At 64.4% G+C, this 25563-nt stretch carries 25 protein-coding genes, 1 tRNA gene and 1 riboswitch; of the genes, 10 read left to right on the top strand and 16 right to left on the bottom strand.

Annotated elements, in window-relative coordinates; translation table 11 throughout:
- The first annotated feature begins 6 nt into the window (after window positions 1-6).
- The gene (locus tag IVB27_RS04995; protein WP_247441863.1) at window positions 7-975 is read left to right on the top strand and encodes a DnaJ C-terminal domain-containing protein; all 969 of its coding nucleotides are present in this window, start codon (window positions 7-9) and stop codon (window positions 973-975) included.
- Window positions 976-1301: 326 nt separating this feature from the next.
- Here IVB27_RS04995 and IVB27_RS04990 read toward each other — a convergent pair whose 3' ends face one another.
- Together IVB27_RS04990 and IVB27_RS04985 are read right to left on the bottom strand one after the other, a co-directional pair.
- Window positions 1302-2072 (bottom strand): anti-sigma factor family protein, encoded by a 771-nt coding sequence (locus tag IVB27_RS04990; protein ID WP_247441861.1) that lies wholly within the window; start codon window positions 2070-2072, stop codon window positions 1302-1304.
- A 106-nt stretch (window positions 2073-2178) separates the two neighbouring features.
- Window positions 2179-2667, bottom strand: coding sequence for a sigma-70 family RNA polymerase sigma factor (locus IVB27_RS04985; protein ID WP_247441859.1), 489 nt, complete (start codon window positions 2665-2667; stop codon window positions 2179-2181).
- 172 nt (window positions 2668-2839) lie between these two features.
- Between IVB27_RS04985 and fabI the strand changes: the two genes are divergently transcribed.
- From fabI to IVB27_RS04965, 4 genes are all read left to right on the top strand, one after another.
- Window positions 2840-3667, top strand: a complete 828-nt coding sequence (gene fabI, locus IVB27_RS04980) for an enoyl-ACP reductase FabI (RefSeq protein WP_247348045.1) — start codon at window positions 2840-2842, stop codon at window positions 3665-3667.
- A gap of 12 nt (window positions 3668-3679) precedes the next feature.
- Window positions 3680-4279 (top strand): histidine phosphatase family protein, encoded by a 600-nt coding sequence (locus tag IVB27_RS04975; RefSeq protein ID WP_247441857.1) that lies wholly within the window; start codon window positions 3680-3682, stop codon window positions 4277-4279.
- An 89-nt stretch (window positions 4280-4368) separates the two neighbouring features.
- The gene (aroC, locus tag IVB27_RS04970; protein WP_247441855.1) at window positions 4369-5457 is read left to right on the top strand and encodes a chorismate synthase; all 1089 of its coding nucleotides are present in this window, start codon (window positions 4369-4371) and stop codon (window positions 5455-5457) included.
- An 80-nt stretch (window positions 5458-5537) separates the two neighbouring features.
- Window positions 5538-6728: an adenylate/guanylate cyclase domain-containing protein gene (locus IVB27_RS04965; RefSeq protein ID WP_247441853.1), complete on the top strand. Its 1191-nt coding sequence runs from the start codon at window positions 5538-5540 to the stop codon at window positions 6726-6728.
- A gap of 3 nt (window positions 6729-6731) precedes the next feature.
- Here IVB27_RS04965 and clpS read toward each other — a convergent pair whose 3' ends face one another.
- The 5 genes from clpS to IVB27_RS04940 are packed head-to-tail and all read right to left on the bottom strand — an operon-like array spanning window position 6732 to window position 9477.
- On the bottom strand, window positions 6732-7037 hold the full coding sequence (gene clpS / locus IVB27_RS04960; RefSeq protein ID WP_247441851.1) for an ATP-dependent Clp protease adapter ClpS: 306 nt from the start codon (window positions 7035-7037) through the stop codon (window positions 6732-6734).
- Between the two features lie 43 nt (window positions 7038-7080).
- Window positions 7081-7422 (bottom strand): putative PII-like signaling protein, encoded by a 342-nt coding sequence (locus IVB27_RS04955; RefSeq protein WP_247348056.1) that lies wholly within the window; start codon window positions 7420-7422, stop codon window positions 7081-7083.
- 2 nt (window positions 7423-7424) lie between these two features.
- The gene (crcB, locus tag IVB27_RS04950; protein WP_247441849.1) at window positions 7425-7853 is read right to left on the bottom strand and encodes a fluoride efflux transporter CrcB; all 429 of its coding nucleotides are present in this window, start codon (window positions 7851-7853) and stop codon (window positions 7425-7427) included.
- A 6-nt stretch (window positions 7854-7859) separates the two neighbouring features.
- Entirely contained in the window at window positions 7860-8249 is a 390-nt protein-coding gene (gene crcB / locus IVB27_RS04945; RefSeq protein WP_456650910.1) for a fluoride efflux transporter CrcB, read from the bottom strand.
- Window positions 8250-8268: 19 nt separating this feature from the next.
- Entirely contained in the window at window positions 8269-9477 is a 1209-nt protein-coding gene (locus tag IVB27_RS04940) for an MFS transporter (protein WP_345946827.1), read from the bottom strand.
- Between the two features lie 137 nt (window positions 9478-9614).
- Window positions 9615-9692, bottom strand: a riboswitch (Fluoride riboswitch).
- Window positions 9693-9966: 274 nt separating this feature from the next.
- Between IVB27_RS04940 and IVB27_RS04935 the strand changes: the two genes are divergently transcribed.
- From IVB27_RS04935 to IVB27_RS04925, 3 genes are all read left to right on the top strand, one after another.
- Window positions 9967-10836: a DUF1194 domain-containing protein gene (locus IVB27_RS04935; RefSeq protein WP_247441847.1), complete on the top strand. Its 870-nt coding sequence runs from the start codon at window positions 9967-9969 to the stop codon at window positions 10834-10836.
- Window positions 10837-11013: 177 nt separating this feature from the next.
- Window positions 11014-11646 (top strand): hypothetical protein, encoded by a 633-nt coding sequence (locus IVB27_RS04930; protein ID WP_247441845.1) that lies wholly within the window; start codon window positions 11014-11016, stop codon window positions 11644-11646.
- A gap of 377 nt (window positions 11647-12023) precedes the next feature.
- Window positions 12024-12626: a hypothetical protein gene (locus IVB27_RS04925; protein WP_247348067.1), complete on the top strand. Its 603-nt coding sequence runs from the start codon at window positions 12024-12026 to the stop codon at window positions 12624-12626.
- Between the two features lie 59 nt (window positions 12627-12685).
- Here the strand turns inward: IVB27_RS04925 and IVB27_RS04920 are convergent, their stop codons facing one another.
- From IVB27_RS04920 to IVB27_RS04885, 8 genes are all read right to left on the bottom strand, one after another.
- Window positions 12686-13933, bottom strand: coding sequence for a class I SAM-dependent RNA methyltransferase (locus IVB27_RS04920; protein ID WP_247441843.1), 1248 nt, complete (start codon window positions 13931-13933; stop codon window positions 12686-12688).
- Entirely contained in the window at window positions 13926-14660 is a 735-nt protein-coding gene (locus IVB27_RS04915; protein ID WP_247441842.1) for a TlyA family RNA methyltransferase, read from the bottom strand. Before IVB27_RS04915 ends, IVB27_RS04920 begins: the two co-directional genes overlap by 8 nt.
- 25 nt (window positions 14661-14685) lie before the next feature.
- Window positions 14686-15240, bottom strand: a complete 555-nt coding sequence (locus tag IVB27_RS04910) for a nucleoside 2-deoxyribosyltransferase (protein ID WP_247441839.1) — start codon at window positions 15238-15240, stop codon at window positions 14686-14688.
- A 33-nt stretch (window positions 15241-15273) separates the two neighbouring features.
- Window positions 15274-17202 carry a 1-deoxy-D-xylulose-5-phosphate synthase gene (dxs, locus tag IVB27_RS04905; RefSeq protein ID WP_247348075.1) on the bottom strand — a complete coding sequence of 643 codons (1929 nt, stop codon included), beginning with the start codon at window positions 17200-17202 and terminating at the stop codon, window positions 15274-15276.
- 593 nt (window positions 17203-17795) lie between these two features.
- Window positions 17796-18047 (bottom strand): exodeoxyribonuclease VII small subunit, encoded by a 252-nt coding sequence (locus IVB27_RS04900; protein ID WP_247441837.1) that lies wholly within the window; start codon window positions 18045-18047, stop codon window positions 17796-17798.
- Between the two features lie 72 nt (window positions 18048-18119).
- Window positions 18120-19049, bottom strand: coding sequence for a histone deacetylase family protein (locus IVB27_RS04895; protein ID WP_247441835.1), 930 nt, complete (start codon window positions 19047-19049; stop codon window positions 18120-18122).
- A 136-nt stretch (window positions 19050-19185) separates the two neighbouring features.
- Window positions 19186-20844 carry a bifunctional metallophosphatase/5'-nucleotidase gene (locus tag IVB27_RS04890; RefSeq protein ID WP_247441833.1) on the bottom strand — a complete coding sequence of 553 codons (1659 nt, stop codon included), beginning with the start codon at window positions 20842-20844 and terminating at the stop codon, window positions 19186-19188.
- Between the two features lie 51 nt (window positions 20845-20895).
- Window positions 20896-21654: an enoyl-CoA hydratase-related protein gene (locus tag IVB27_RS04885; RefSeq protein WP_247348081.1), complete on the bottom strand. Its 759-nt coding sequence runs from the start codon at window positions 21652-21654 to the stop codon at window positions 20896-20898.
- 301 nt (window positions 21655-21955) lie between these two features.
- Between IVB27_RS04885 and IVB27_RS04880 the strand changes: the two genes are divergently transcribed.
- Window positions 21956-23194, top strand: a complete 1239-nt coding sequence (locus tag IVB27_RS04880; protein ID WP_247441831.1) for an MFS transporter — start codon at window positions 21956-21958, stop codon at window positions 23192-23194.
- Between the two features lie 15 nt (window positions 23195-23209).
- Here the strand turns inward: IVB27_RS04880 and IVB27_RS04875 are convergent, their stop codons facing one another.
- Complete coding sequence (locus IVB27_RS04875) at window positions 23210-24988, bottom strand: acyl-CoA dehydrogenase family protein (protein WP_247441829.1); 1779 nt, start codon at window positions 24986-24988, stop codon at window positions 23210-23212.
- 276 nt (window positions 24989-25264) lie between these two features.
- Here IVB27_RS04875 and IVB27_RS04870 point away from each other — a divergent pair.
- A tRNA-Gln gene (locus IVB27_RS04870) sits at window positions 25265-25339 on the top strand.
- The last annotated feature ends 224 nt before the right edge of the window (window positions 25340-25563 follow it).

Below are 25563 nucleotides of genomic sequence, written 5' to 3'. Positions count from 1 at the left end.
TGACGGATGCGCGACCCCTACGAGGTCTTGGGGGTGCCGCGGAGCGCCAACGCTGCCGCGATCAAGAGCGCCTATCGCAAGCTTGCCAAGAAGCACCATCCCGACAACAACCAGAACGATCCGCGGGCCGCCGAGCACTTCGCCGAGATCAACACGGCCAACGAGATCCTCGGCGACGAGGATAAGCGCAAGCAGTTTGATCGTGGCGAGATCGGCGCCGACGGCAAGCCGCGGTTCCAGGGCTTTCCCGGCGGCAGCGGCGGGCCGCGCGGTCGCGCCGGTCCCGGCGGGTTCGAAAGCTACACGTTCCGCAGTGGCGGCGCGGGCCCTGGTCAGGGCGGCGGCGCGTTCGAGGACATCCTCAACAGCATGTTCGGGGGCGGGGTGCGCGGGGCGCGGCCCGGGGCCGGCGGGCCCGGGCAGTTCGAATTCGACACCGGCGGGATCGGGGTCGATCTCGACCTGAACGTCGCCATGACCGTTTCGCTGGAGGAGTCGGTGCAGGGCGGGGAGAAGCGCGTCCGGCTGCCGACGGGCAAGGAACTCAACGTCAAAATTCCGGTCGGTGTGGTCAGCGGCCAGCAGATAAGGCTGAAGGGGCAGGGCGAGACCGCGCAGGGCCACCCGCCCGGCGATCTCCTGATCACGATTACCATTGCACCGCATTCGTTTTTCAAGGTCGAGGGTGCCGACCTCAGGATCGACCTACCGGTCACGCTCTATGAGGCGGTGCTTGGCGGTAAGGTCCGCGTGCCCACACTCGGCAATGCAGTGGAGCTGTCGGTCCCGAAAAACACGTCCAGCGGCCGGACCTTCCGCCTCAAGGGCAAAGGATTGCCAAAAGCAGGCGGAACCGGGGATCTCTTCGTCACCATCAGGATTATGCTACCGGACGGGAACGACGCCGAGCTTGAAGCATTGATGGAAAAGTGGCGGGACCAACACCCCTACAATCCACGTAGCGGGCTCGGTTAGGGCGAGATCGGCAGCTGAAGGGGTTCTCCTAAAGACTGAGAGCGTCGTCCATGGAGATGATGCTCATCATATGCCGAGGCGTGGTAGCCCCTGTTGGCTCACGTGCTCGACGTGTCGGCTGCCCGGCGGGGCAGCCGATAAAAAGGTGCGGCCTCGAGAGGGGGACCAGCGCGGTACCAAAAACCCCAATCGAGGCCGCCCGCGTCGATCGGCGGATCGAACGCTGCTCATTTTCGCGTGATCATCCGGTGCGATAATGAGACGCGCCGATGTCTTGATTCCAAATTTTCAATGTCGGAATCGAGGCACCGCGTTTGCGTGGTTGTCTAGGTGCCTTTTTTCTCTGCCTGGTCGTAGACCGCCTGCGCCACTTTGGTCAGCCGGTCCCGGTCGCCGCCACCGCTGACGACGTAGCCGACGCCGCGCTCGGCCCAGAACAGCGCCCCGTCCTTTTCCATTCTGGCGTAGCGCATCTGCGTCGCGCCGTTCTCGGTCTTGGCGGTGTAGATCGTGTACCGCTCGCCCGAGGCGCCCTCATACATCAGGAACGACGCCGGACCGTTCGGCCCAGGCAGGAGCCGGCCGCCGACGAGCTTCAGCCCGCTCGCCTCCAGGTTCGGTGCAAACACGGTCCAGCCGCAGCGCCGGGTCAGCCAGGCCTGGAGGTGGTCGCGCTCGTTGCCACCGACCTCGACGGGGTGGCGAACCTCGACGACGTAGAGGCGGTGTGCGTCGAGCGCGTCGGTCGTAAAGTTCTGGAAGGTCGAGGGGGCATTGGCGGCGCCATGCGCGACCCAGCCGGCGGTGCCGCCGGCGACGAAGGCAACAAGCACCGCCGCGGCGGCGCCATAGAGCCACTGGCGGGGCCGGCGCTCCAGCCGCTCGAGCTCCAGCCGCGCCGGCACCTGCTCCTGGGCGACGGAATCGTAGCGGGCGTGCAGCATCTCGGCCATGGCGCGCCAGGACTGCACGCGCTTGGCATCGTCAGGGTGGGCGACTAGCCAGGCCTCGACGTCGGTGCTGCGCTCGGCCGGCAGCTCGCCGTCGACATAAGCGTGCAGTTCGTCTTCTGTGAGGGGAATATTGCGGTCGTTCATATCGGTCGTCTCTGGCTCTGCGGCCCAAAATATCTTACGCGGTTCAACTGCGCTGCTTCCCACTCCACGCAGGGGAAGCGACATGCGCAATGCATCCACCCTGCCATTACTTCACCCGCTTGAGCGCCGGGCGCTCACCCTCCAGCGAGGCTTTAACGTGGGCACGGGCGCGGGCCAGGCGCGACATCACGGTGCCGATCGGCACGCCCTGGATGTCGGCGACCTCGCGATAGCTCATGCCCTCCAGCATCACCAGGAGCAGCACCGAACGTTGCTCCTCGACGAGCGTCGCCAGTGCCTTCTCGATATCGCGCCCTTCGGCTTCGGTCCCGCTGGCATCCGGGTTGTTCTCCGTCAGCTGCATGAATTGCGGGCGCCTTGCCAGCGAGCGCCGCCGGTTCTTGTTGAGGTTGGTCAGGATCGTGTAGAGCCAGCTCCTGACATCGCCCCCGAGGAACAGGCGCTCTGAACGCAGCGCCCGCACCAATGTATCCTGTACCAGATCGTCGGCCGTATCCGCCTCGCGCGTGAGCGCGCGGGCATAGCGGCGCAACGCCGGGATCATTGCTTCCACACTTTGTCGAAACGCACTCATTGCGGTCTTGACGTCCTGGTGTCCGGCGCGAGTGCCACAACGATCATAACACCCGAGCGGAACAGCTATTCCGGCGCTCGAAACAGCGTTAACGCCGCGTATTAGGACTGTACCGCAAAGGAGGGCTGGTGTACCTCCAGACCTCACCGAGAGCTCGACGGGACGTTAGCAAATGGCGCAGAATTCAGGTCTGATGCAGGGACTGATGCAAGGCAAGCGCGGGGTCATCCTCGGTGTTGCCAATAACCGTTCGATCGCCTGGGGCATCGCCAAGGCATGCCACGCGGCCGGCGCCGAGCTCGCCTTCACCTATCAGGGCGATGCGCTGAAGAAGCGCGTGGAGCCGCTCGCCGCCGAGATCGGCGGGCTCGTGCTCGGCCATTGCGACGTCACCGATGCCGCGACCATCGACGCGGCCTTCGCGGTGCTGAAGGAGAAGTGGGGCAAGATCGATTTCCTGGTGCACGCGATCGCCTATGGCGAGCAGCTGGATGGTCGCTACGTCGACACCACGCAGGAGAATTTTTCGAAGTCCATGCTGATCTCCTGCTATTCGTTCACGGCCGTGGCGCAGCGCGCCGAGAAGCTGATGACCGACGGCGGCTCGCTGATCACGCTCAGCTATTACGGCGCCGAGAAGTGGATGCCGCATTACAACGTGATGGGCGTGGCGAAGGCGGCGCTCGAAGCGAGCGTGCGCTATCTCGCGGCCGATCTCGGCGAGAAGAACATCCGCGTCAACGCGATCTCGGCGGGTCCGATCAAGACGCTCGCGGCGTCCGGCATTGGCGATTTCCGCTATATCCTGAAGTGGAACGAGGCCAACGCACCGATGCGGCGCAACGTGACCACTGAAGATGTCGGCGGCAGCGCGCTGTATTTCCTCTCCGACCTGTCGCGAGGCGTCACTGGCGAGGTGCACCACGTCGATTCCGGCTATCACGTGCTCGGCATGAAGCGCCCCGACGCACCTGACATTTCGTTCGGTAGCAAGGACTAACCTTTACCTGGAATGCCCGTGCCCACGATCTATTACCTTCGCCACGGCGAGACCGAGTGGAATGCGCTCGGCAGGCTTCAGGGCACCAAGGACATTCCGCTGAACGCGCGCGGCCGCGGTCAGGCTGTGCAGGCCGGGGGCATTCTCGCCGATCTGTTCAAGCGCGACGGCCGCGACAAGGCTGCATTTCCCTACGTGTCGAGCCCGCTTGGCCGCGCGCGGCAGACCATGGAACTGGCGCGGGGCAAGCTCGAACTGCCGCCTGCGGACTACACGCTCGACGATCGCCTGCGCGAGATCGGCTACGGCACCTGGGAGGGACTGACGCTGGCCGAGAGCGAGGCCTCCGATCCCGATGTCTACGCCCGGCGTCTCGCCGACAAATGGACGGTGGGCCCCGCGGACGGGGAGACCTACGCCGAAGTACAGGTCCGCGTGCGCGCCTGGTACGACCAGCTTCGGACCGACACCGTCGCGGTTGCCCATGGCGGCACCTGCCGGGCCCTGATGGTTTCACTCGGCCTGGAGACGCCGTCGAGCGCCGCCGAACTCTATATCGAGCAGGGCGCAGTCTATGTGTTCCGCGACGGGCGGCTGGAGAAGTTTAGTTAAGCCGGTTGGCCGTCTCCCGTGGCGGCTGCGGGTTTGACCCCCGGCCCCCCGCGCGTTACCACACGCGGGAACCAAGCCAGCGAGCCGCGATGTCCTTCAACACCTTCGGCCACATGTTCCGCGTCACCACCTTCGGCGAGAGCCACGGGGTAGCGATCGGCTGTGTGGTCGACGGCTGCCCGCCCATGATCCCGCTCGTCGAGGCAGACATCCAGGGCGATCTCGATCGCCGCCGGCCCGGCCAGTCGCGCTTCACGACCCAGCGCCAGGAGCCGGATCAGGTGAAGATCCTCTCCGGCGTGATGGCGCATCCGGAGACCGGCGTACAGGTGACGACGGGCACGCCGATCGGGCTGCTGATCGAGAACACCGACCAGCGCTCGAAGGATTATTCCGAGATCAAGGACAAGTTTCGCCCGGGTCATGCCGACTTCACCTACGAGGCCAAATACGGCCTGCGCGATTATCGCGGTGGCGGCCGTTCTTCGGCGCGCGAGACGGCGACGCGCGTTGCTGCCGGTGCGATCGCACGAAAAGTGCTGCCCGACGTCAGGGTGCGCGGCGCGCTGGTGCAGATCGGTCCGCACAAGATCGACCGCGACAAGTGGGACTGGGACGAGATTGCGAAAAACCCGTTCTTCTGTCCCGACAAGGACAAGGCCGCATTCTTCGAGACCTATCTCGACGGCATCCGCAAGAGCGGCTCCTCGATCGGCGCGGTGGTCGAGGTCGTCGCCGAAGGCGTGCCGGCCGGCCTTGGTGCGCCGATCTATGCGAAGCTCGATTCCGAGTTGGCAGCCGCGATGATGACCATCAACGCGGTGAAGGGCGTCGAGATCGGCGCCGGCTTTGGCGCGGCGGAATTGACCGGCGAAGAGAACGCCGACGAGATGCGTACCGGCAATGACGGCACGCGCTTTCTGTCCAACCACGCCGGCGGCGTGCTGGGCGGCATCTCCACGGGACAGCCGGTGGTGGTGCGCTTTGCGGTGAAGCCGACCTCGTCGATCCTGCAGCCGCGTTTGACCGTCGATCGCAACGGCACCGACACCGAGATATTCACCAAGGGCCGCCACGACCCCTGCGTTGGCATCCGCGCCGTCCCCGTCGGCGAAGCCATGATGGCCTGCGTCCTGGCCGATCATTTCCTGCGCGACCGCGGGCAGGTGGGACGCTAGCGCTAGGTGGGTCGCTAGTGTCGCGCCACCAGCCCACCGCGCAGCTTGACGATCCCACAACTTCGTCCGCAAATGCGGACATGCAAAACGCCCAACTCCAGCGCATCACCAACTGGTTGATCGACGGCGCCAGGTCATCGGGGACCCCGTCGGAGATGATCGCCGACGTCTGCGAACATCTGGTCGTAGCCGGCTTGCCGCTGTGGCGGTTCGGCATCTTCATTCGTACGCTGCATCCGGAAATCTTCGGCCGCAATTTCATCTGGCGGGAAGGTCAGAAGGTCGAGATCGGGACCGTCGATTTCGATATCCTGGACACGCCCGAATTCGCCAGGAGCCCGCTTCGTATCGTGTTCGAAGAGGGGATCGAGGTCAGGGGCCGCATGGACGACCCCGACAGCAAGCGCTTTCCGTTCCTCGATGACATGCGCGCCGAAGGGGTGACCGACTATATCGCGGTGCCGATGCCGTATCTCGATGGCTCTATCCACGCAACGAGCTGGGTCACGCGGGATCCCGGCGGCTTCAGCGATGACGACATCGCGGCGATCCGCACCCTCATGGCACCGCTTGCGCGCGTCAGCGAGATCATCAGCCTGCGCCGCACCGCCGAGATGCTGCTCGATACTTATGTCGGCAACCGCGCCGGCGCGCGTATCCTCGGCGGCCAGATCCGCCGCGGCCACAACGACACCATGCAGGCTGCGATCTGGCTCTCCGACCTGCGCGGCTTCACCGCGCTGTCGGACCGGCTGCCGGCCGAGACCGTGGTCGAGATCCTCAACCATTATTTCGACTGCCAGGTCACAGCGATCCGCGGCCATGGCGGCGAGGTCCTGAAATTCATGGGCGACGGCTTGCTCGCGGTGTTTCCGATCGACGAATATGTCGGCGATGCCGCCCATGTCTGCTCGCGCGTGCTGGAGGCGGCGCGCGAATCCCGCGCCAGCGTCGAGGCGCTCGCCTTTCCGGTCGGCGACGTCGTCGAGCGCTTCCGCTTCGGCGTCGCGCTCCATGTCGGCAACATCCTCTACGGCAATATTGGCGGCGGCAACCGCCTCGACTTCACCTGCATCGGCCCCGCCGTCAACCTTGCCGCCAGGCTCGAGAAGATCACGGGTCGGCTAGGGCGGACCATCGTGGCCTCGGCAGGCTTTGCCAATGTCTGCCAACACGACTGGCACGAGCTCGGAGAATTCCCGATCGCGGGATTTTCCAAGGCGCAGCGCGTGTACGGGCTCGCGGATGAAGCGCCGGCGCTGGTCGACTGAGTGCTATTCCTCCGGCTCCGTCGTGAACAGCAGCGGATAGCCCTTGGTGCGGGCGGCATCCGTTGCGCGGGTGGCCTTGGTCTCGGCGACGTCCCTGGTGAACACCGCGACCACGCAAGCGCCGAGCTTGTGGGCGGTGATCATCACCTTGTAGGCCTGATCCTCGGTCATCCGGAATTCGGCCTTGAGGATCATGGTGACGAATTCGCGCGGCGTAAAGTCGTCGTTGATCAGGATGACCTTATGCAGCTTCGGCCGCTCGACCTTGGTCTTCGTCCTGGTTTTCGGCTTGATGACGGTGTCGTTCATTCCGCCTCCCGGATACGGCGGGCTCGGGTTCCTGCCGGCGCGCTCAGCGCGCGGCCTTCTCACCATATTGCAGGACGTGCACCTTCTCCAAGGTGATCAGGCCGCTCGACATCATGCCATCCAGGAAGGGCAGGAATGCGTTGATGTTGTCCTCGCTGTCGACGATCTCGATCAGCAGCGGCAGGTCTTCCGACAGCCGCAGGATTTTCGAAGTGTGCAGCCGGCTCGACTTTCCGAAGCCCATCGGACCGCGCAGCACGGTGGCGCCGGCCAGATGCCGCTCGCGCGCCGTCATCACGATCGCTTCATAGAGCGGCTTGCCGTCGAAATGGTCGTTCTCGCCAATGAAGATCCGGAGCGAAACTGCCTGATTGGGAATTTGCATGGTCAGCTCCTTGTCAAGCGGTTGGTGCGGCTGGCCATCATATGGCCTGCCCATGCCGATACCAGCCAGCAGATGACGGACGCCGCGATATAGGCGAGCGCCGTATATTTCATGCCGTCGTGGAACAGGCGGAAGGTCTCCAGGCTGAAGGTCGAAAAGGTCGTGTAGCCGCCGCAGAACCCGGTCATGACGAACTGCCGGTGCTCGGGCCGCGCCAGCACGCGGCCGTCGGGCCCGGTCAGCGTCGCGTAGAAGCCGATGATCAGCGAGCCGGTGGCGTTGATGAACAGCGTCGCGACGGGGAAGCCGGGGCCGGTGTCGAGCGCGAGCCCGACGAGGTAGCGCGTGAGCCCGCCGACGATGCTGCCGGCGGCAACCCAGGCATAGAGCATCGCGGTGCGCCGGCGATCGGCGGAGGAGGGGGACTTCATCTGCCTCTAGACTCCCAGAGTGTCCGCGAGGAGGAAGCCGCAACTGACGGCCGCAAGGCACAGCCCGACCGAGCACACGACATTGCCAAACGCGTGCATCGGCTCGCCGTTCCGCGCCAGCGTCAGCGTTTGCAGGCTGAACGAGGACACCGTGGTGTAGCAGCCGAGAAAGCCGGTCACCGCGAACAGCCATGGATTGGGCGTGGCGAAGGCCGAGCCGGGATGGGTCGCCAGTGCGCCAAAAATCCCGATCAGGAAGGCGCCGGTGACGTTGATGGTCATGGTGCCCCATGGAAACGTCTCGCCCATCCGTCGCGCGATCGCGCCGGAGACGAAATAGCGCGCACAGCCGCCCAGCACGCTGCCGATGATGATCGCAAGCACTCCGCTCAGCACGACAAACAGCCCCCCGTCATCATTTTTGCTCCGTTGCCAGCCCGTTGCCGACGGCGAACAGCCCCATAAGCGCGACCAGCGCGAAGCCGAGCCCGGCCAGGAACGTGCCGGCCGGACCATAAGTATCCCACAGCGCGCCGGCGATCACGCTTGCGGCCAGCAAGGCAAGGCCGGTGAACAGGTTGAAATAGCCGAACGCGGTGCCGCGCAAGCTCGGTGGCGCGGCGTCGGCGACGAGGGCCGAGAGCAGGCCTTGCGTCAATCCCATATGCAGCCCCCATAGCACGATGCCGAGTGCGAGGCCCCCAAGGCTTGGCAGCAGGGCGAGCGCGAGATCGGCGCCGGCGAGCAAGACGAGGCCGAGCGCGAGCAAGCCGGTGCGGTTGATCCGGTCCGAGAGCACGCCGGCCGGATAGGCCGACAACGCATAGGCGATGTTCATCAGCACCAGCACGGCCGGCACCCACATCACATTGAGCCCGATGTGCTGCGCGCGCAGGATCAAAAAAGCCTCGCTGAAACGCGCGAGCGTGAAGACCACGCCGACCGCCACAACGCGCCAGTACACGGATCCGAGCTGCCGCATCGCGGCGCGATTGAGCGGGTTTTTTGCAAGCTCCCGGCTCGGATCTGGCTCCGGTTCACTCACCGCGAACGCGATCAGTCCGAACGACAGGAAAGCCGGCAGCACCGCCACCCAGAACACCGCCGTAAAATTGTCCGCCGTCCACCACATCAAGGCGATCGCCACGAGCGGCCCGACGAACGCGCCGACGGTGTCGAGCGACTGCCGCAGGCCGAAGCTCGCGCCGCGCAGGCCGACGGGTGCGATATCGGCGATCAGCGCATCGCGCGGCGCGCCGCGAATGCCCTTGCCGACGCGGTCGATGAAGCGCGCGGCAACCAGCCATCCGACGCTGGGGGCAAGCGGGAATAGCGGTTTTGTCAGCGCTGCTAGCCCGTAGCCGAGCGCTGCAAGGAGCTTGCGCCGGCCGAGCCAGTCGGACAATGCGCCGGAGAAGATTTTGGTGATCGAGGCGGTCGCCTCCGCAATGCCCTCGATGAAGCCGACGGTGAGCGTGGAGGCGCCGAGCACGGTGACGAGATAGACCGGCAGCAGCGCGTGGATCATCTCGGAGGAGACGTCCATCAGCATCGACACGAAGCCGAGCATCCAGATTCCCCTGGGCAGCCCCGCACGCGCAGCAATCGGTGTCGTCGTCGTCACGTCCAGGACTTCTCCTTGCCTTCTCCTTGGCCTCCCCTTGGGCCTGCTCCTTGGCCTTCGCGTCCAGCCAACAAAAAACCCGCCAGCGGCGGGTTTGTCCATGCTCCCGCAAAAGGCAGAGGCTTCATGTTGCCCCTCCTCAAGCAGGAGTCATCAGCCCACTACGGTCACAGGCCGCCGGGCGGTTGTCGGGGGACTCCATCCCCATCTGTGCGGCCAGCCTAGCATGGAAATCGCGCCGGACAAATGGGCGGGGCGCTCTGTCCAGTGGCCCGTCATTCCGGGAGCGCACCGCGAGCGACGGCATGACGGTGCCAGCGATCGCGCAGTTCCAGCGGCGCGAGCGCGGCAACATGGCGGCAGCTTTGCGTAAAGCGACGCAAATCCCAACTCGCAAATCCCTAACTGGAATGTGAAGCGCAAGCGATCTTCGGACTTTGCGGCAAGGCGTTTGCATGTCACCATCGCGTCATACGACGGGAGGCTGCGATGCGCTTGCTGTTCTCGATCGGGGTTGTGCTGGTGACCGGCATGTTTGCCGGAGGGGACGTCGCGGGGATCGCGGCACCAGGACCCAAATTCGAGTCGCCTAAAAATCAGCCGCAGCGGCAAGCAGCCGACAAGGACGCGCAGACGGTCGATGTCGAGCTGATCCTCGCGGTCGACGTATCCTACTCCATGGACATGGACGAACTCGCGATCCAGCGCGAAGGCTATGCCCAGGCGATCCAGTCGAAGGAATTCTTGCAGGCGCTGAAGCTGGGTCCGAACGGCCGGATCGCCGTGACCTATTTCGAGTGGGCCGCCTCGACCGACCAGAAGATCATCATTCCCTGGCGGCTGATCGACGGACCGGAGACCGCCGATGCCGTCGCCGCCGAAATCCTGAAGACGCCGATCCGTCGTGCCTCGCGCACCTCGATCTCCGGCGCGATCACTTTCGCGATGCCGCTGTTCGATGAGGATCCCTATCGGGGCTTGCGGCGCGTGATCGACATTTCCGGCGACGGTCCCAACAACAATGGCACTCCGGTCACGGTGGCGCGCGATGCAGCGATCGAGAAGGGCATCGTCATCAACGGCCTGCCGATCATGGTCAAGGAGCCGTCCTATTCGACCATGGATATCGACAATCTCGACTTCTACTATGAGGACTGCGTAATCGGCGGCCCCGGTTCCTTCGTGATTACGATCAAGGACCGCGACAAGTTCAAGGAAGCCATCCGTACAAAGCTCTTGATGGAGGTTGCGGGCCGTATGCCGGAGCGTCCGGTGATGCGCGTTGCGGGCAAGGACAAGGAGCCGCGTGTGAACTGCATGATCGGCGAAAAGATCTGGTCGGACCGCTGGGGGCGCTAAACGCGCTACCGCCGAATGAGACGTTTTGCCCTATTTGCTTCTGATAGAATTTTAACCATGCGTTAACCGTCGCGTGGCCCTAATTGGCTGTCTCCAATTGTTTCCGGGTAAAGTCCTGACCTTGTTGTCGGGGCGCGAACGAAGCGGACCTGTCAGACAAATCCGCCGAGCAATCAAATGGCCATCGTCACGTCGAGCACCAGCCAGATTTCGCCCGCCAACGAGCGGGTTTATCACCAGAGCGCGCTGCTCGGTGACTGGAAGGGCAGTTGGGCGGGCAACAACCAGCCCGTCGGCTTCAAGGTCGTGAACATCCGCGGTGCCCGGGCGCAGGTCGAGTACACCCATAACGGACACACCGAGCGCGGTTTTGGCGAGGTCAGTGGCGCGCTTCTCACCTTCGGTAACATCACGGTCGGCACCAAGGACGGCAAGAGTTTGGTGCTGTTGTCCTCCGCGGGCGCTGGCAAGCAGACCGCGACGCTGGATAAGCAGGCGCCGCCGGCCTCGGACAGCCGTCTGATGGGAAGCTGGGGCGGCTATTCCAGTGACAATGGCAAGAGCGCGAGCTTCCGTGTGCTCGGGGTCAACGGCAACGAGGCCCAGGTCAGCGTCACCACTGACGGCGTCACCCGGCAGGGCACCGGCACCGTCTACAAGAACGTCATCATGTTCGGGCAAGCGCAGATTGCGACCGATGACGGGCAGAACGGCAAGATCATCTACCAGGTCGGCAACAAGTCGTTCATGGTGCCGGTGACGAAATATCCACCGGCGGATACATCGTCCTCAGTGGACAAGACCGCTTAACGCCTCACCGTCGTTTGCTGCGGCATGATGTCAGCGCCGCCACGGTACTGCAATCGAACGCTCCGGCTACTTGGCGGCGAGCGGTCGCAGTGGCAGCACGCTGTTGTTCGGCGCTTCCGCCTGCATGGTGATCAGCGTCATCGAGACCGGGTCGTAATAGCCAATCAGGCCGATGATATCCATGATGCCGCGCTCGTCGAATTTCTGTTGCGCAGCGCGGTAGATTCGTCGGAGCCCTTCTTGGCGCGGTGCGAACCGTGCAAGAGCTCGGGAACGCATGCGAGAGTTGAATGGAACGACGCCCGGGCGTGTCAGCTCCACTGGCATTCGCGGCAACCGTCGCGTATAATTTCCGCACTTCCTTGACGGTCACCTGAATGCTCAGTCTCGCAGCTCCACGCGCCCTCGCAACTGTCTTCGCCGTGCTTTGCCTCGGCGGAGCAACGGCTCATGCACAAGTGGCGCCTCTGAGGTATTGGATACCGGGCGGTGCTTTCGGCTTTGGCGGAACTAGCAGCCAAAGCGCCGCTGCCTACGGTAACTTTCCAAGCTTCAAGGCCGGCGATGCAGACGGAAGCTACGATTTTCGTCCCGGGTTCTTTGTCGGGAGCGAACGCGGCAGTCTCGGTTTGAACGGTCTCAGCCAGAGCGCCTCCGTCGGCAATTTCAGCGCGCTCTCTTATGACGGCACGCAGTTCGGTTACAACACCAAGACCGCGGGCGGCATGCCCGTCACGTTCTTTGCCGGTTTCGACACGCTGAAATACAGTGGCGGCATTGGCAGCTCGCTTGCGCCGCTCACCTCCAGCGCCTCGCCCGGCTACGGCGCATTTGCAGGTGTCGAGTTCAAGCCGACCTCCAACCTGAGTCTGTCGTTCGGCGCCGGTTTCATTCAGCAGCAATCGGGAAACATGGACAGCGACATCAACTCGTCGATGCTGCCCGGCGAGTCGCCGGCATTGGGCGTCCTTCGGCGGTAGAGCATGACCCGGGAAGGTGTGCCGCGGTTTCCCGAAAAGGTCACCCTCAAACATAAAAACTAGCGCGTAAAGCGGGCCACCAATTCCACATGCGGCGTATGCCGGAACTGGTCCACCGGCACAACGCTCTCGATCCTGTAACCACCGTCAATGAGCAGCCGCGCGTCGCGGGCAAAGGTCGCGACGTTGCAGGAGACCGCGACCACCACAGGCACCTTGCTCGCGGCGAGCTTCAACGCCTGGGCCTGCGCGCCCTGGCGCGGCGGGTCGAACACGACGGCATCGAAGTCGCGCAGCTCCGGCGGCACCAGGGGGCGGCGGAACAGGTCGCGCGGCTCGGCCTTGATCGGCTTGAGCCCCGGCGTACGCGCGGCTTTTTCGAGCGCTGCAATGGCGCCGGCGTCGTTGTCATGGGCGGTGACGCGGGCCTTTTCGGCGAGCCGCAACGCAAACGGGCCGACGCCGCAGAAGAGGTCGAGCACGTTCTTGGCCTTGCCGATGCGTTCCGCGACGAGAGACGCCAGCGTCTCTTCGCCCGCAACGGTTGCTTGCAGGAACGAGCCCGGCGGCAGCGTCACCTCGGCGCGGCCCATCTGCAGGGTCGGCGCCAGGCGTTGCAGCACCAGCTCGCCATGCCGCGTCAGCCGCGCTAGGCGGTGCTGCTCGGCGACGCGCGACAGCGCCGTCACAAGTGGCGTTGGCAGTGGGCCGGAGCCGCGCAAATCGACATCGAGACCGTTGGCAGTGGCAGTGACCTGGATGTCCAGCGGCTTTGTCACCGACATCTTCGACGTCAGCAGCTCGGAGAGTGCCCAACCCGCATCGAGCGCACCCTCGAGCCCGGGATCGAGGATCGGGCAGCGATGGATCGGGATGACATCGTGTGAGCTAGCAGCAGAAAAACCCACCTTGAGGATGTCATGCGTGCCGAACCGGCCGTGCAGCGTGACGCGCCTGCGGCCCGCGCCGTGGGCGTCGACCAGTGGCGCCACCTCGCAGTCGATGCCGGCTTGCGCCAGCGTCTCGACCACGATGCCGCGCTTCCAGACCTGATACGGTTCAGTCGCCCAGTGCTGGATCGCGCAGCCGCCACAGACGCCGAAATGCGGACAGAACGGTGTGATGCGCTCCGGGCTTGCGACATCCACCGCCAGCAGCATGCGGCGGTCAGGATGGTTGCCGGCGACGTGGCCGACCTCGACGGTCTCGCCGCCGAGCGTGTAGGGTACATAGACCGCATCGCCCGCAGCCAGCGAGACGCCGTCGCCACGATGGCCGACGTGATCAATCTTCACGCGCTCAACCACGTCGCGCGCCCAGGAAGAATTCGATATTGCCGTCGCCGCCGGTGATTGCCGACGGGAACACTTCGATATCGGTACAGCCGAGCGAGGCGGCAAAGGCGGCGATGTCGTTGCAGATATCCTGACGCACGGCGGCGTCGCGGATGATGCCCTTCTTGTTGTGCTTCCGGTCCGCCTCGAATTGCGGCTTGATCAGCGCCAGCAGGCTCATCGGTGCGGCCGCCAGGGATAGCGCCACGGGCAGCACCGTCTTGAGCGAGATGAAGCTGACGTCGATAACGACGACATCGGGCCGCGCCGGCAAGCGCTTGCCATCATAGGCGCGGATGTCGGTCTCTTCCATCGACACGATTTTGGAGTGACCGCGCAGCGAGGGATGCAACTGGTTGGTGCCGACATCGACGGCAAAGACGAGGCTCGCGCCGTTCGCCAGCAGCACCTCGGTGAATCCGCCAGTGGAAGCGCCGACGTCGAGGCAGACATGGTCCTCGATCTCGATCCTGTAGCGCTCAAGCGCGCCGGCGAGCTTGACGCCGCCGCGGGAGACATAGGGGTGTGCGGGCTCGGCCCGGATCACCGCATCCTCGGCGATGGTCTCCGACGGTTTTGCGACCTGCTTGTCATCGGCAGTGACGAGCCCAGCCTCGATCGCCGCGCGCGCCCGCGCCCGGCTCTCGAACAGGCCACGCTCGACCAGCAATACATCCGCGCGCTTGCGGGCAGGGGACATCGGTTCTCCGAAAGAGAATTTGCGCTTATATAGCGATCAATCTCGCGGCTGCCATCCGGACGCAAGCCTCGAAGGCGGCCAGATCGTGCCAGACGTCGATCGGCATCTGCGCAGGCGTCACCAGCGGGCAGCCATGCAGCTCCAACGCGTGGATCATCATAAGATTATCGACGAGTCCAAAGTCTTCGACCGTCAGCCCCTGCGCGTCGACCAGCCGCCCCTCTTCGGACGTCACATCCACGAAGCGCCCGACACGGTCGGCATAGGCAGCGCCGTCGTTGGAATAGGCGAGGCAGAACTTGCGGCGGCCGGCCATGTAGCCGAGCTCGTAGACGGTGCCGGGATCGGCGCCGGCGCCGCGGAACGGCGTGAGGTTTGCGATGATGGCATCGGCCGCGTCCATCATCGCCTCGTTCCCGCAAAAGATCTGCCGCGACGCATCAGGCGCGGCGAGGTCGATCTCGTTGTCGAGGGGATAGAGGCCGGTGAGGCCGTGAGCGGCGCAGATCGCGGCTTTCTGCCGACCGATCTCGACCGCATCTGGCAGGAACACGTCGGGGCCTGCCAGATAGATTTTCATGAGAGCTGCTTCGCAGAAGGTCGAAGCTCGCTGTTAGGCGAGCTTGACCGTCTCGGCCTTGACGTCCTTGCCGAGCGCCTCGAATACCTTGGCGACGATGCCCTTGGCATCGAGACCGGCACGGCCATACATCGCGGCCGGCGTATCGTGGTCCAGGAACACGTCGGGCAGCACCAGGGAGCGGAAACGCACCATGCCACTATCGAGCGCGCCCTGATCGGTCAGGAATTGGGCGACATGCGAACCGAAACCGCCGACCGAGCCTTCCTCGATCGTGATCAGGATCTCGTGGTCGCGGGCGAGCTTGAGCACCAGCTCGGTGTCGAGCGGCTTCATGAAGCGCGCGTCGGCGATCGTGGTGGAGAGGCCGTGAGCTACGAGCTCGTCGGCCGCCTTCTCGCATTCGGCGAGGCGCGTGCCGAAGGAGAGCAGGGCGATCTTGCTGCCCTCGCGGACCACACGGCCCTTGCCGATTTCGAGGGGAACGCCGACGTCGGGCATTTCGACGCCGCGGCCTTCGCCGCGCGGATAGCGCAGCGCGCTCGGGTGGTCGTTGATCGCGACCTGGGTTGCAACCATGTGGACCATTTCGGCTTCGTCGGACGGCGCCATGATAACCATGTTCGGCAGACAGCCGAGATAGGCGTTGTCAAACGAGCCGGCATGCGTCGCGCCGTCGGCGCCGACGAGGCCGGCGCGGTCGATGGCGAAGCGGACGGGCAGGTTCTGGATCGCGACGTCATGCACGATCTGGTCGTAGCCGCGCTGCAGGAAGGTCGAGTAGATCGCGCAGAACGGCTTGTAGCCTTCGGTGGCAAGACCTGCGGCGAAGGTCACCGCGTGCTGCTCGGCGATACCGACGTCGAAGGTGCGGTCCGGAAACGCCTTGTTGAAGATGTCGACGCCGGTGCCGGACGGCATCGCCGCGGTGATGGCGACGATCTTGTCGTCCTTTTCGGCTTCCTTGACGAGGCTCGCGCCGAATACGTTCTGATAGGCCGGCGCATTCGGCTTGGACTTGGCCTGGGTGCCGGTCGCGACGTCGAACTTGACGACGGCGTGGTACTTGTCGGCGGAAGCTTCGGCCGGGCCGTAGCCCTTGCCCTTCTGGGTCACGACGTGGACCAGGATCGGGCCGGTCTCCATGTCGCGGACGTTCTTCAGCACGGGCAGGAGATGATCGAGGTTATGGCCGTCGATCGGGCCGACGTAATAGAAGCCGAGCTCCTCGAACAGAGTGCCGCCGTCCATCATGAAGCCGCGGGAGTATTCCTCGACGCGGTTGGCGCGGTTGGCGAGGATCTTCGGCAGGCGCTTGTTGATCTGCTTGGCCGCATCGCGCAGCGTGCGATAGGTCTTGCCCGAGTAAAGTCGCGACAGATAGGCGCTCATCGCGCCGACCGGCGGCGCGATCGACATGTCGTTGTCGTTGAGGATGACGATCAGGCGCGAATTCATCGCGCCCGCATTGTTCATGGCTTCGTAAGCCATGCCGGCTGACATCGCGCCGTCACCGATCACGGCGATCACGTTGTTCGTGCCACCGGAGAGGTCGCGCGCGACCGCCATGCCGAGCCCGGCAGAGATCGAGGTCGAGGAATGGGCCGCGCCGAACGGATCGTAATCGCTCTCGCTGCGCTTGGTGAAGCCGGACAGGCCGCCACCGGTGCGCAGCGTGCGGATGCGGTCACGCCGGCCGGTGAGAATCTTGTGCGGATAGGCCTGGTGGCCGACGTCCCAGATCAGCCGGTCGCGCGGCGTGTCGAAGACGTAATGGATCGCGGTGGTGAGTTCGACCACGCCGAGGCCCGCGCCGAAGTGACCGCCGGTGACCGAAACAGCATCGATGGTCTCCTGCCGCAGCTCGTCGGCGACCTGACGAACCTGCTCGATCTTGAGCTTGCGCAAATCATCCGGCGTCCGGATGGTGTCGAGAAGCGGCGTCTTACTGTATGCGTTCACGGCGATTTCCAATTTGTCAGCGCCGGAAGATCGTTCCGGCGCGCGATGGGTTTGCACAATATCGGCGCAGCGCGAGTCCTTAACCGTCGGAGCCACCTGCATGGGGCAACGCCCCGTCTTCAAGCTTAGGTGAGCCTAAGTGCGCTCCGGTTCAGTCTCTGTGATCCATGTCACGTAGGTCGGCTTCGTCCGGTCCCAACCAATTTCATCAGCAGTTTGAAGCCCTTGTTGTCGGTAATCGGTGCCCACACAAGGCTTACAAAAAGCCACACTGCGCGCAGCTTTACACCAAAGCTTGGGCCAAAGCCAACCCGCTGGCCTGCTTACGGGGCATGCCGGTGCAACTGGCGGGCCAGAGTGGTTAATCGTGGCGGGAGCGGAAGAGTTCCAGTTTTGCCCAGTTCCTCGGCAGGATTTCAGCCGAGAGGGAGGTCGTTTCGACCGGATTTAGGGAACCGGAGCGCTTCCGCGCAGGCAAATTCTTGGGGTTCCCGCCTGGCTGCCAGGCCTCATGATCGGGAGATCGGCGTGCGATCGTGAAAAATTGCGGGGCGGCGGATGCTTGAGACGGGCGGCTTTGAAGTGCGGCGCCCTTACTGGACGTCGAGCGGCGCGGTGCCGGTGGCCTGGCCGCTGGCATCGGTGGTGATCTTGTCGACGCGCGCCTCGGCCTGGCGCAGCAACTCCTCGCAGCGGCGCTTCAGGGCCTCGCCGCGCTCGTAGATCGTCACGGATTCCTCGAGCGGCACCTTGCCGTCCTCGAGCCGCTTCACGATCGTTTCGAGCTCCTCGATGGCGCGTTCGAAGGTCAGCCTGGAGATGTCCATTTGGGTATTTTCGGCCATATAAGTTTCCGATTGCCCGATTCGCTTCAGATCAGAAAAAGCAGAGTTTTGCGGGCGCAATGTGGCGAGTCGTCAGGCGCCCATCAGGGCGCCGACATGCGCCGTAACAGATTCTTTCAATCCTTGCAGATCGTAGCCGCCTTCGAGCACAGAAACAACGCGGCCCCCGGCGCTCTTGTCGGCGAGGTCCATCAGCTTGCGCGTCACCCATGCATAATCCTCGGCGCGCAAATTCAGCGACGCCAATGGATCGCGATAATGCGCGTCGAAGCCGGCGGAGATGACGAGCAACTCCGGGCTGAATTTTTCGAGCTGCGGCAGGATCAAATTCTCGAACGCAATGCGGAATTCCGGCCCGCCATCCTCGGAGGCGAGCGGCGCGTTGACGATGGTGTCGTGGTCACCGCGCTCGCCTTTCGCGCCGGTGCCCGGAAACAGCGGCATCTGGTGCGTCGAGCAGTACATCACGGTCGGGTCCGACCAGAAAATGTCCTGCGTGCCGTTGCCGTGATGCACGTCGAAATCGACGATGGCCGCGCGTTTGATGCCGTATTTGCGCTGCGCGTGGCGCGCGGCGATTGCGACGTTGTCGAAGAAGCAAAAGCCCATCGGCTTGCCGATCTCTGCGTGGTGGCCGGGCGGGCGTACCGCGACGAAGGCGTTGCGATGCTCGCCCGCCATCACCGCATCGGTCGCCGCGACCGCGCCGCCGACGCCGCGCATTACCGCTTCCCACGTGCCCGGCGACATCGAGGTGTCGCCGTCGATATAGACCTGGCCGCTGGTCGGCGCGATGTGGCGCAGCTCCGTGACGTAGTCCTCGTTGTGGCAGAGCGTAACGAGATCGAGATCGCCCTCCGGCGCCTGGTCGCGCACCAGGAACTGGAAGCGCTCATGCGACAGCGCTTCCTCCACGGCGCGCAGGCGGTCCGGCCTTTCAGGGTGTCCCGGCGGCGTGACGTGGTCGAGGCAGGCCTTGTGGGAGAGGAGAAGCGTACTCATCAGGTCGGCCTCATGGAAATGCGGGCTCTCGACGTCGCTTGGCGCATCCGGCGCCAAAACGCAAATGCAAAACCCAATCTATGCGTTCCCCCGGGAATGGCAAAGGGTGGTCCTGGACCGATCCGTTTAATCCGGATCAATTCACGCGCAGGATGCGGCTCAGCGGCAACGGCCCGATCGGTCCGTGCGCCCTGAAGAACGCGAACAGCGCGTCAGCGTCGTAGCCGCCATATTGCGGCTCCGTGCCCTGTTTGGCGGTTGTAAAGCCGTCGCCACCGAGTGCGAGGTAATCGTTGAGAGTGACGCGGTAGCCGCTTGCAGCTTCGATCAGCCTGCCATTGAGCGTCATCTTGTCGGCGAGGACGCGCTCGCCGAACGGCTTCGCCGCATCCCAGGCATAGTTGAACCCGTTCGAGACCTGGAGAATCCGCGGCCGCTTCGGATCGAGCCATTGCTGCTCCAGCATGTCCTTGAGCTGGCCGCCCGTGAGCGTCATGGTGACGAGCCGGTTGCGGAACGGCTGGCTCGCGAAAACGTCGCCGAAGGATATCGCGCCGTTCTCCTTTGGCACGATGTCGGTGCGGATGCCGCCGGGATTGGTGAGCGCGATGACAGCGCTGCCGTCCTTGGCGTCCCTGGTCGCGGCGAGCTGCGCGTCCGCGATGGCGTCGCCGAGCGCGCTTTCGCCCGCCTCGTTCGGAATCCGTGACAGCGTCTGCGTCACCGATCCGGCCGGCCGGTTGGCGATCGGCGCCGAAAGCCTGTCGTATGCGTCGATCAACGCGGTCTGCTCGGGATCCTTTGGCAACGAGGCATTGGCGACGATGACGTTCTCGGCCCTGGCGCCGACGATGTCGCGCGTCGCCGGATCGAGCTTGAGGTCGATCGCAGTGACCAGCGTGCCGTATTTGTCGCCGCTGGTGACGAGCCGCCCGTCGACCTGGCAAACATAAGCTCGATGAGTGTGGCCGCTGACGACGACATCGACGGCGCGATCGAATTTTTTGACGATGTCGACGATCGGTCCCGTAATAGCAGGGCATTCATTGTAGTCGCCGGCCGGCTCGCCGCCCTGGTGGATCAGCACCACGATCGCCTCGACCCCACGCGCCTTCAGCTGCGCGACCTGCGCATTCACCGTCTCGGCCTCGTCGCGGAATTCAAGGCCGGTGATGCCTGATGGCGAGACGATGCCCGCGGTCTCTTTCAAGGTCAGCCCGATGAAGGCGACGGGGATGCCCTCGAACTCCCTGATCTCGTAAGGCGGCAGCACGCTCTTGCCGGTCGCCGTCTCGATGGTGGACGCCGCGAGATAGTGGAATTTGGCGCCGAGGAAGGGATGCGGCCCCTGACAGCCGTCGACTGGATGACAACCGCCGTTCTGCATCCGCAACAGCTCGGTCTTGCCCTCGTCGAATTCGTGATTGCCGACCGAAGTGATCGCGAGCCCCATCATCGAGAGCGCCTCGATCGAAGGCTCGTCGTGGAACATCGCCGACAGGAACGGGCTCGCGCCAATCAGATCGCCGGCGGCGACGAAGATCGTGTTCTTGTGTCCCTCGCGCAGCTGCTTCACCAGCGTCGCCATGTATTCCGCACCGCCGGCCGCCACCATCACCTTCCTGGACCCATCCTCGGGATCACTGATCCGAATGCCGCCCGGCGGCGGGCGCAGATTGCCGTGGAAATCGTTGAGGGCGAGAATGCGCAGCTCAACGGGTGGGGCAGTTTGCGCGGACGCGGGCAGGGTGGCGAGCGTGAGCGAGAAGGCGGTCAGGCGGAGAACGTGTCGCATGGAACCAGACTAGTCGTTGCGCACGAAGATTTCACCAAAGTTCTCGGTACCCTATTTTTTCTTCCTGTCCGCAAACGTGTTGAACGCGGCGGTGGCTTCTTCCGACTTCAGCCGCTCGCCGAACAGATGGGCTTCCTGGTCGATACGGCGGGTGAGCTCTTCCGGCGCGGCGCGCAGCAATTTGCGGGAGATTGCGACCGCCTCGGCCGGAAGCTTGCAAATCTCGCGCGCCACTTTGCGGGCTTCGACCTCGGTGTGTCCCGATGACACCACAGCGTTGACGAAGCCTGCGGTATGGGCCTCCGCGGCGGTGAAAGTCCGCCCCATCACCAACATCGCAAAAGCGCGCTGGTACCCCATCGTGTTCGGCATCAGCAGGCTGGAAGCCCCGACCGGGACCAGCCCGAGACGGATGTAAGGTGCGGAAAAAGTAGCTGCCGTGGATGCGAGCACGTAGTCGCAGTGAAACAACATCACCGTGCCAATGCCGATCGACGCGCCATCCACGGCAGCGATGATTGGCTTGACGTTCAGGGCGAGTGAATAGAGGAATCTCGCTCCGTCCGTCAGCGTCTCGGGGCGAGACGTGTCGGCGTGCATGAAATCGTCGATATCGTCGCCCGCGGTGAACACGCCGGAGCCGCCGGTGATGATCATGCAGCGAATGTCGGGATTGTTCTGCGCCGTGTCGATGGCGCGGCTCATCTCGCGATACATGTCCTGCGTGATGGCGTTCTTCTTGCTCGGCCGGCGCAGGGTGATCACGCGCGTTCCACGCTCTTCGGTGACGACGATATTGCCATTCGGCATAAGGGGCCCCTGCGGTCGCCGCGACGCTGACGAGTCTTGTAGTCTTCAGCCTACATCATCTCGCAGGCGTGCCAATCCGCTCGTGCCAGCTTTTCGACGATCCCCCTGTGCCGGGATGCCTGGCGTCCAGCCTTGGCTCGCGTTCCCTGCGTGGCACCGCATCACATCGGATCACATGCGCCGTTTTACGCTTTATCCACCATTGCGCGTTGCAACAATTAGCTACAATGTTTCATTTGAAAAACCGGTGGTTGTGCGGCACGATGGTCCGTCGCGTTCCATTTGGCCAATTGCTCGATTGATGACTGCCGCCACTGGTGTTGACGAATCCTCGTTCCACTACCGCGGCTGGCGCGTCGTGCTGGCCTGCTTCCTGATGGCCTTCTTCATGTTCGGCTTCGGCCTGTACGGCCAGGGCGTCTATCTCGCTGAGCTCCAACGCGCCCATGGCTGGCCGGGTACACTGGTCTCCGCGGCCAGCACCTTCTCCTTTCTCCTGACCTCCGTCCTCGTCATCTTCACCGACGATCTGCTCGCCCGTATCGGGCTGCGGTCGCTGATCCTGTGCGGCCTGTCGGCGCTCGGCGCGTCGACGGTGCTGCTGGCGCTGCTGCAGACGCCCTGGCAGCTCTATCTCGCCTATGCGTTGATGTCGGTCGGCTGGACCGGCATGGGCACCGTGGTGATCGCGACCGTGCTGAACTCCTGGTTCGAACGGCGCCGCGGGCTGGCGCTCAGTCTCGCCTACAACGGCGCGACCTGCGGCGGCATCGTCCTCGTTCCGCTGCTGCTGACGCTAAGCGGCAGTATCGGCTTCCGTTCCGCCATGCTGGCGGCCACGATCGCGATGGTGGTGCTGGTGCTGCCGGTGGTCGTGATCTTCATCGGCTGGCCTGACCGGACATCGCGGGCATCGGGTGGAACTGCGTCTGGTGGTGGCACGGCCGCGCCGACGCAGTCCCGCAAGGCGCTGCTCGCCAACGCGGCGTTCTGGACCATGGTGCTGCCGATCGCGATCGCGCTGCTGGCGCAGATGGGATTCATTATCCACCAGGTGACGTTTCTCGAACCGCTGATCGGCCGGGCCAGTGCGGGACTTGCCGTCACCCTCATGGCGGCGATGGCGGTGGTCGGGCGCCTGTCGCTCGGTCTGTTCGTGGACCGGCTCGATCCGCGGCTCGCCTGCGCGGCCTCGATGACGAGCCAGGCGGCGGCACTGTTCGTTCTGGTGCAGAGCACGAGCCCGACCGTGCTGCTCGTGTGCTGCGCCGTCTACGGCTTCTCGATCGGCAACATGATCACGTTCCCGCCCCTGATCATCCAGCGCGAGATCGGCGCCAGCGCCTTCGCCGCCGCGATGGGACTGGGCACGTCGATCAGCGGCATCGTCAGCGCCTTCGGCCCCGGCATCGTCGGTCTCGTGCGCAGCGTAACCGGCGATTACACGACGGCGTTTGCGATGTGCGTCCTGCTGGACCTTGTGGCGGCGGGGATTGTGCTGTGGCGGCCGGGGAGGCGCGCAAAGCTCGCAGCCTCGTAGCCCTACGCGTCCCAGCTACCCCAGCAGCACCGCATCCGCCGCCGCGACCGACTCCGCGCTCTCCGTCACCGTGCGCTCGAGCGCGCCGGCCTGCACGGTGATGTTCTCGGCGAAGAAGCGCGCCAGCGAGACGTAGCGCGCGGCGTCCGTGTTGCCGTCGGCTTTCGCGGCGAGCGCTTCGGAGGCGAGCATGCATCCCCCGAGCGTGGCGCCGAATTGCTGCAGATATGGCGTCGCGCCCGCCAGCGCCTCGTTCGGCGCGGACCCGACGCGCTCCAGGAGCCATTTGCTGGTGCGCGTCAGCGCCTCCAGTGCCTCGCGCAGTTTCACGCCCGTGGTGCCGAAGGCAGGATCGTTGGAGGCTTCGACCTGCTTCACGGTTGCGGAGAGCTCGTCGAGCAGCGCCCACACCGACGCGCCGCCGTTGGCTGCGAGCTTTCGCGTGACGAGGTCAATGGCCTGGATGCCGTTGGTGCCCTCGTAAATCGCGGTGATGCGGGCATCGCGATAGTGCTGGGCCGCGCCGGTCTCCTCGATGAAGCCCATGCCGCCATGCACCTGCACGCCGAGATAGGCGACCTCGTTGCCGACATCGGTCGAATAGCCCTTGGCCATCGGCGTCAGCAGCGCCGCGCGCGCGGCAGCGTCCGCGCGGACGTTCGGATCCCTGGCGCGCGTCGAGACGTCAATCGCGACCGCGGTCGCATAGCAGATGGTGCGTGCCGCCGCGGTCTGCGCCCGCATCCGCATCAACATGCGCTTGACGTCCGGATGCACGAAGATCGCATCGGAGCCGTCACCCTTTTTGCCGATGGCGCGGCCCTGCCTGCGTTCCTGTGCGTAGGCCAGGGCCTGCTGGTAGGCGCGGTCGGCAACGCCGACGCCTTCGAGGCCGACGCCGAGGCGGGCCTGGTTCATCATCGTGAACATGCACCGCATGCCCTGGTTTTCCTCGCCGACCAGGAAGCCGATCGCGCCGCCATGATCACCCATGGTCATGGTGCAGGTCGGGGAGGCATGCATGCCGAGCTTGTGCTCGACGCCTGAAGCAAAAATGTCGTTGCGCTGCCCCAGCGAGCCGTCTTCGTTGACCATGAACTTCGGCACGAGAAACAGCGAGATCCCCTTGGTGCCGGCAGGCGCGTCCGGGAGACGCGCCAGCACGAAATGCACGATGTTGTCGGTCATGTCGTGTTCGCCATAGGTGATGAAGATCTTCGTCCCCTTGATGCGATAGGTGCCGTCGGCCGTCTTCTCGGCGCGGGTGCGCAGCGCACCGACGTCGGAGCCGGCCTGCGGCTCGGTCAGCTGCATCGTGCCGGTCCATTCGCCGGAAACGAGCTTTTCGAGATAGATTTTTTTCAGCTCGTCGCTGCCATGCGCGTCCAGCGCCTCCATCGCCGACGCCGTCAGCAGCGGACAGAGGCCGAAGGCGACGTTCGAGGCGCTCCAGATCTCGGTGCAGGCCGCGTTGATCGCGATCGGCAGGCCCTGGCCGCCAAAATCCTCGGGGCCGGAGACTGCGTTCCAGCCGCCCTCGGTCCAGCGCTTGTAGGCATCCGGCCAGCCCGGCGCGGTCGTGACCTTGCCGGCATCGAGCTTGATGCCGTGCTCGTCGCCGACCTTGTTGAGCGGCGCCAGCACGTCGGTTGCGAATTTGCCGGCTTCCTCCAGAACGGCGCTCACGATGTCGCTGTCGAAATCGCCGTAATGGCCGGCCTCCACGGCAGCCTTCAGGCCGGCGCCGTGGTTGAGCGACAGCAGCATGTCAGAGATCGGCGCGCGGTAGGTCATGGCTCACTCCCGTGGACAGGTCTTGCCGCCGTATTCCCATGAAACGGGGGAGGTCTCAACTGTCGGGATCCAGGGAACGCGCTGGGCCGGAACGGGCGGTTGCCAAGCCTATAATAATAACAAGGCCTATAATAAGGTGTGGCACGTCCGCAGCCGGCGGCTGTGGTATTTTGCCCCTCCAGGCGGTTGAAATGCCGCTTCGCTCCCTATAGACCGGCTGCGACCAACGGGAATCTGCGGTAGCCAGTTCTTCCGCCCCGTTCTTGGTCATCCTGTTGGGGCGTAGCCAAGTGGTAAGGCAGCGGATTTTGATTCCGCCATTCGGAGGTTCGATCCCTCCCGCCCCAGCCACGCAGTCCGGCCTCCGGTGAGACCTCCCAAGAGACGCACGAATGGGCCGGAATTCCGGGCTTTTCGCGCATTTGAATTTGTCTCCAGAGCCTGCGTGTGCCGAACTCAAGGGGGAAACCGAGGAAAGTCTCCAGTCCTGTCCGCGAATATTCCCGTTTTGCGGAGACTATCGGCGGAGACGGGTTCGATCTGGACTGCTGCCCGACCGTACTAGAAGTTCGAAG

Origin of the sequence: Bradyrhizobium sp. 197, assembly GCF_023073375.1 — a bacterium.
Classification (GTDB): Bacteria; Pseudomonadota; Alphaproteobacteria; order Rhizobiales; family Xanthobacteraceae; genus Bradyrhizobium.
The sequence above is the reverse complement of the archived record's forward strand: the minus strand, read 5'-3'. Positions and strand labels throughout refer to the sequence as shown.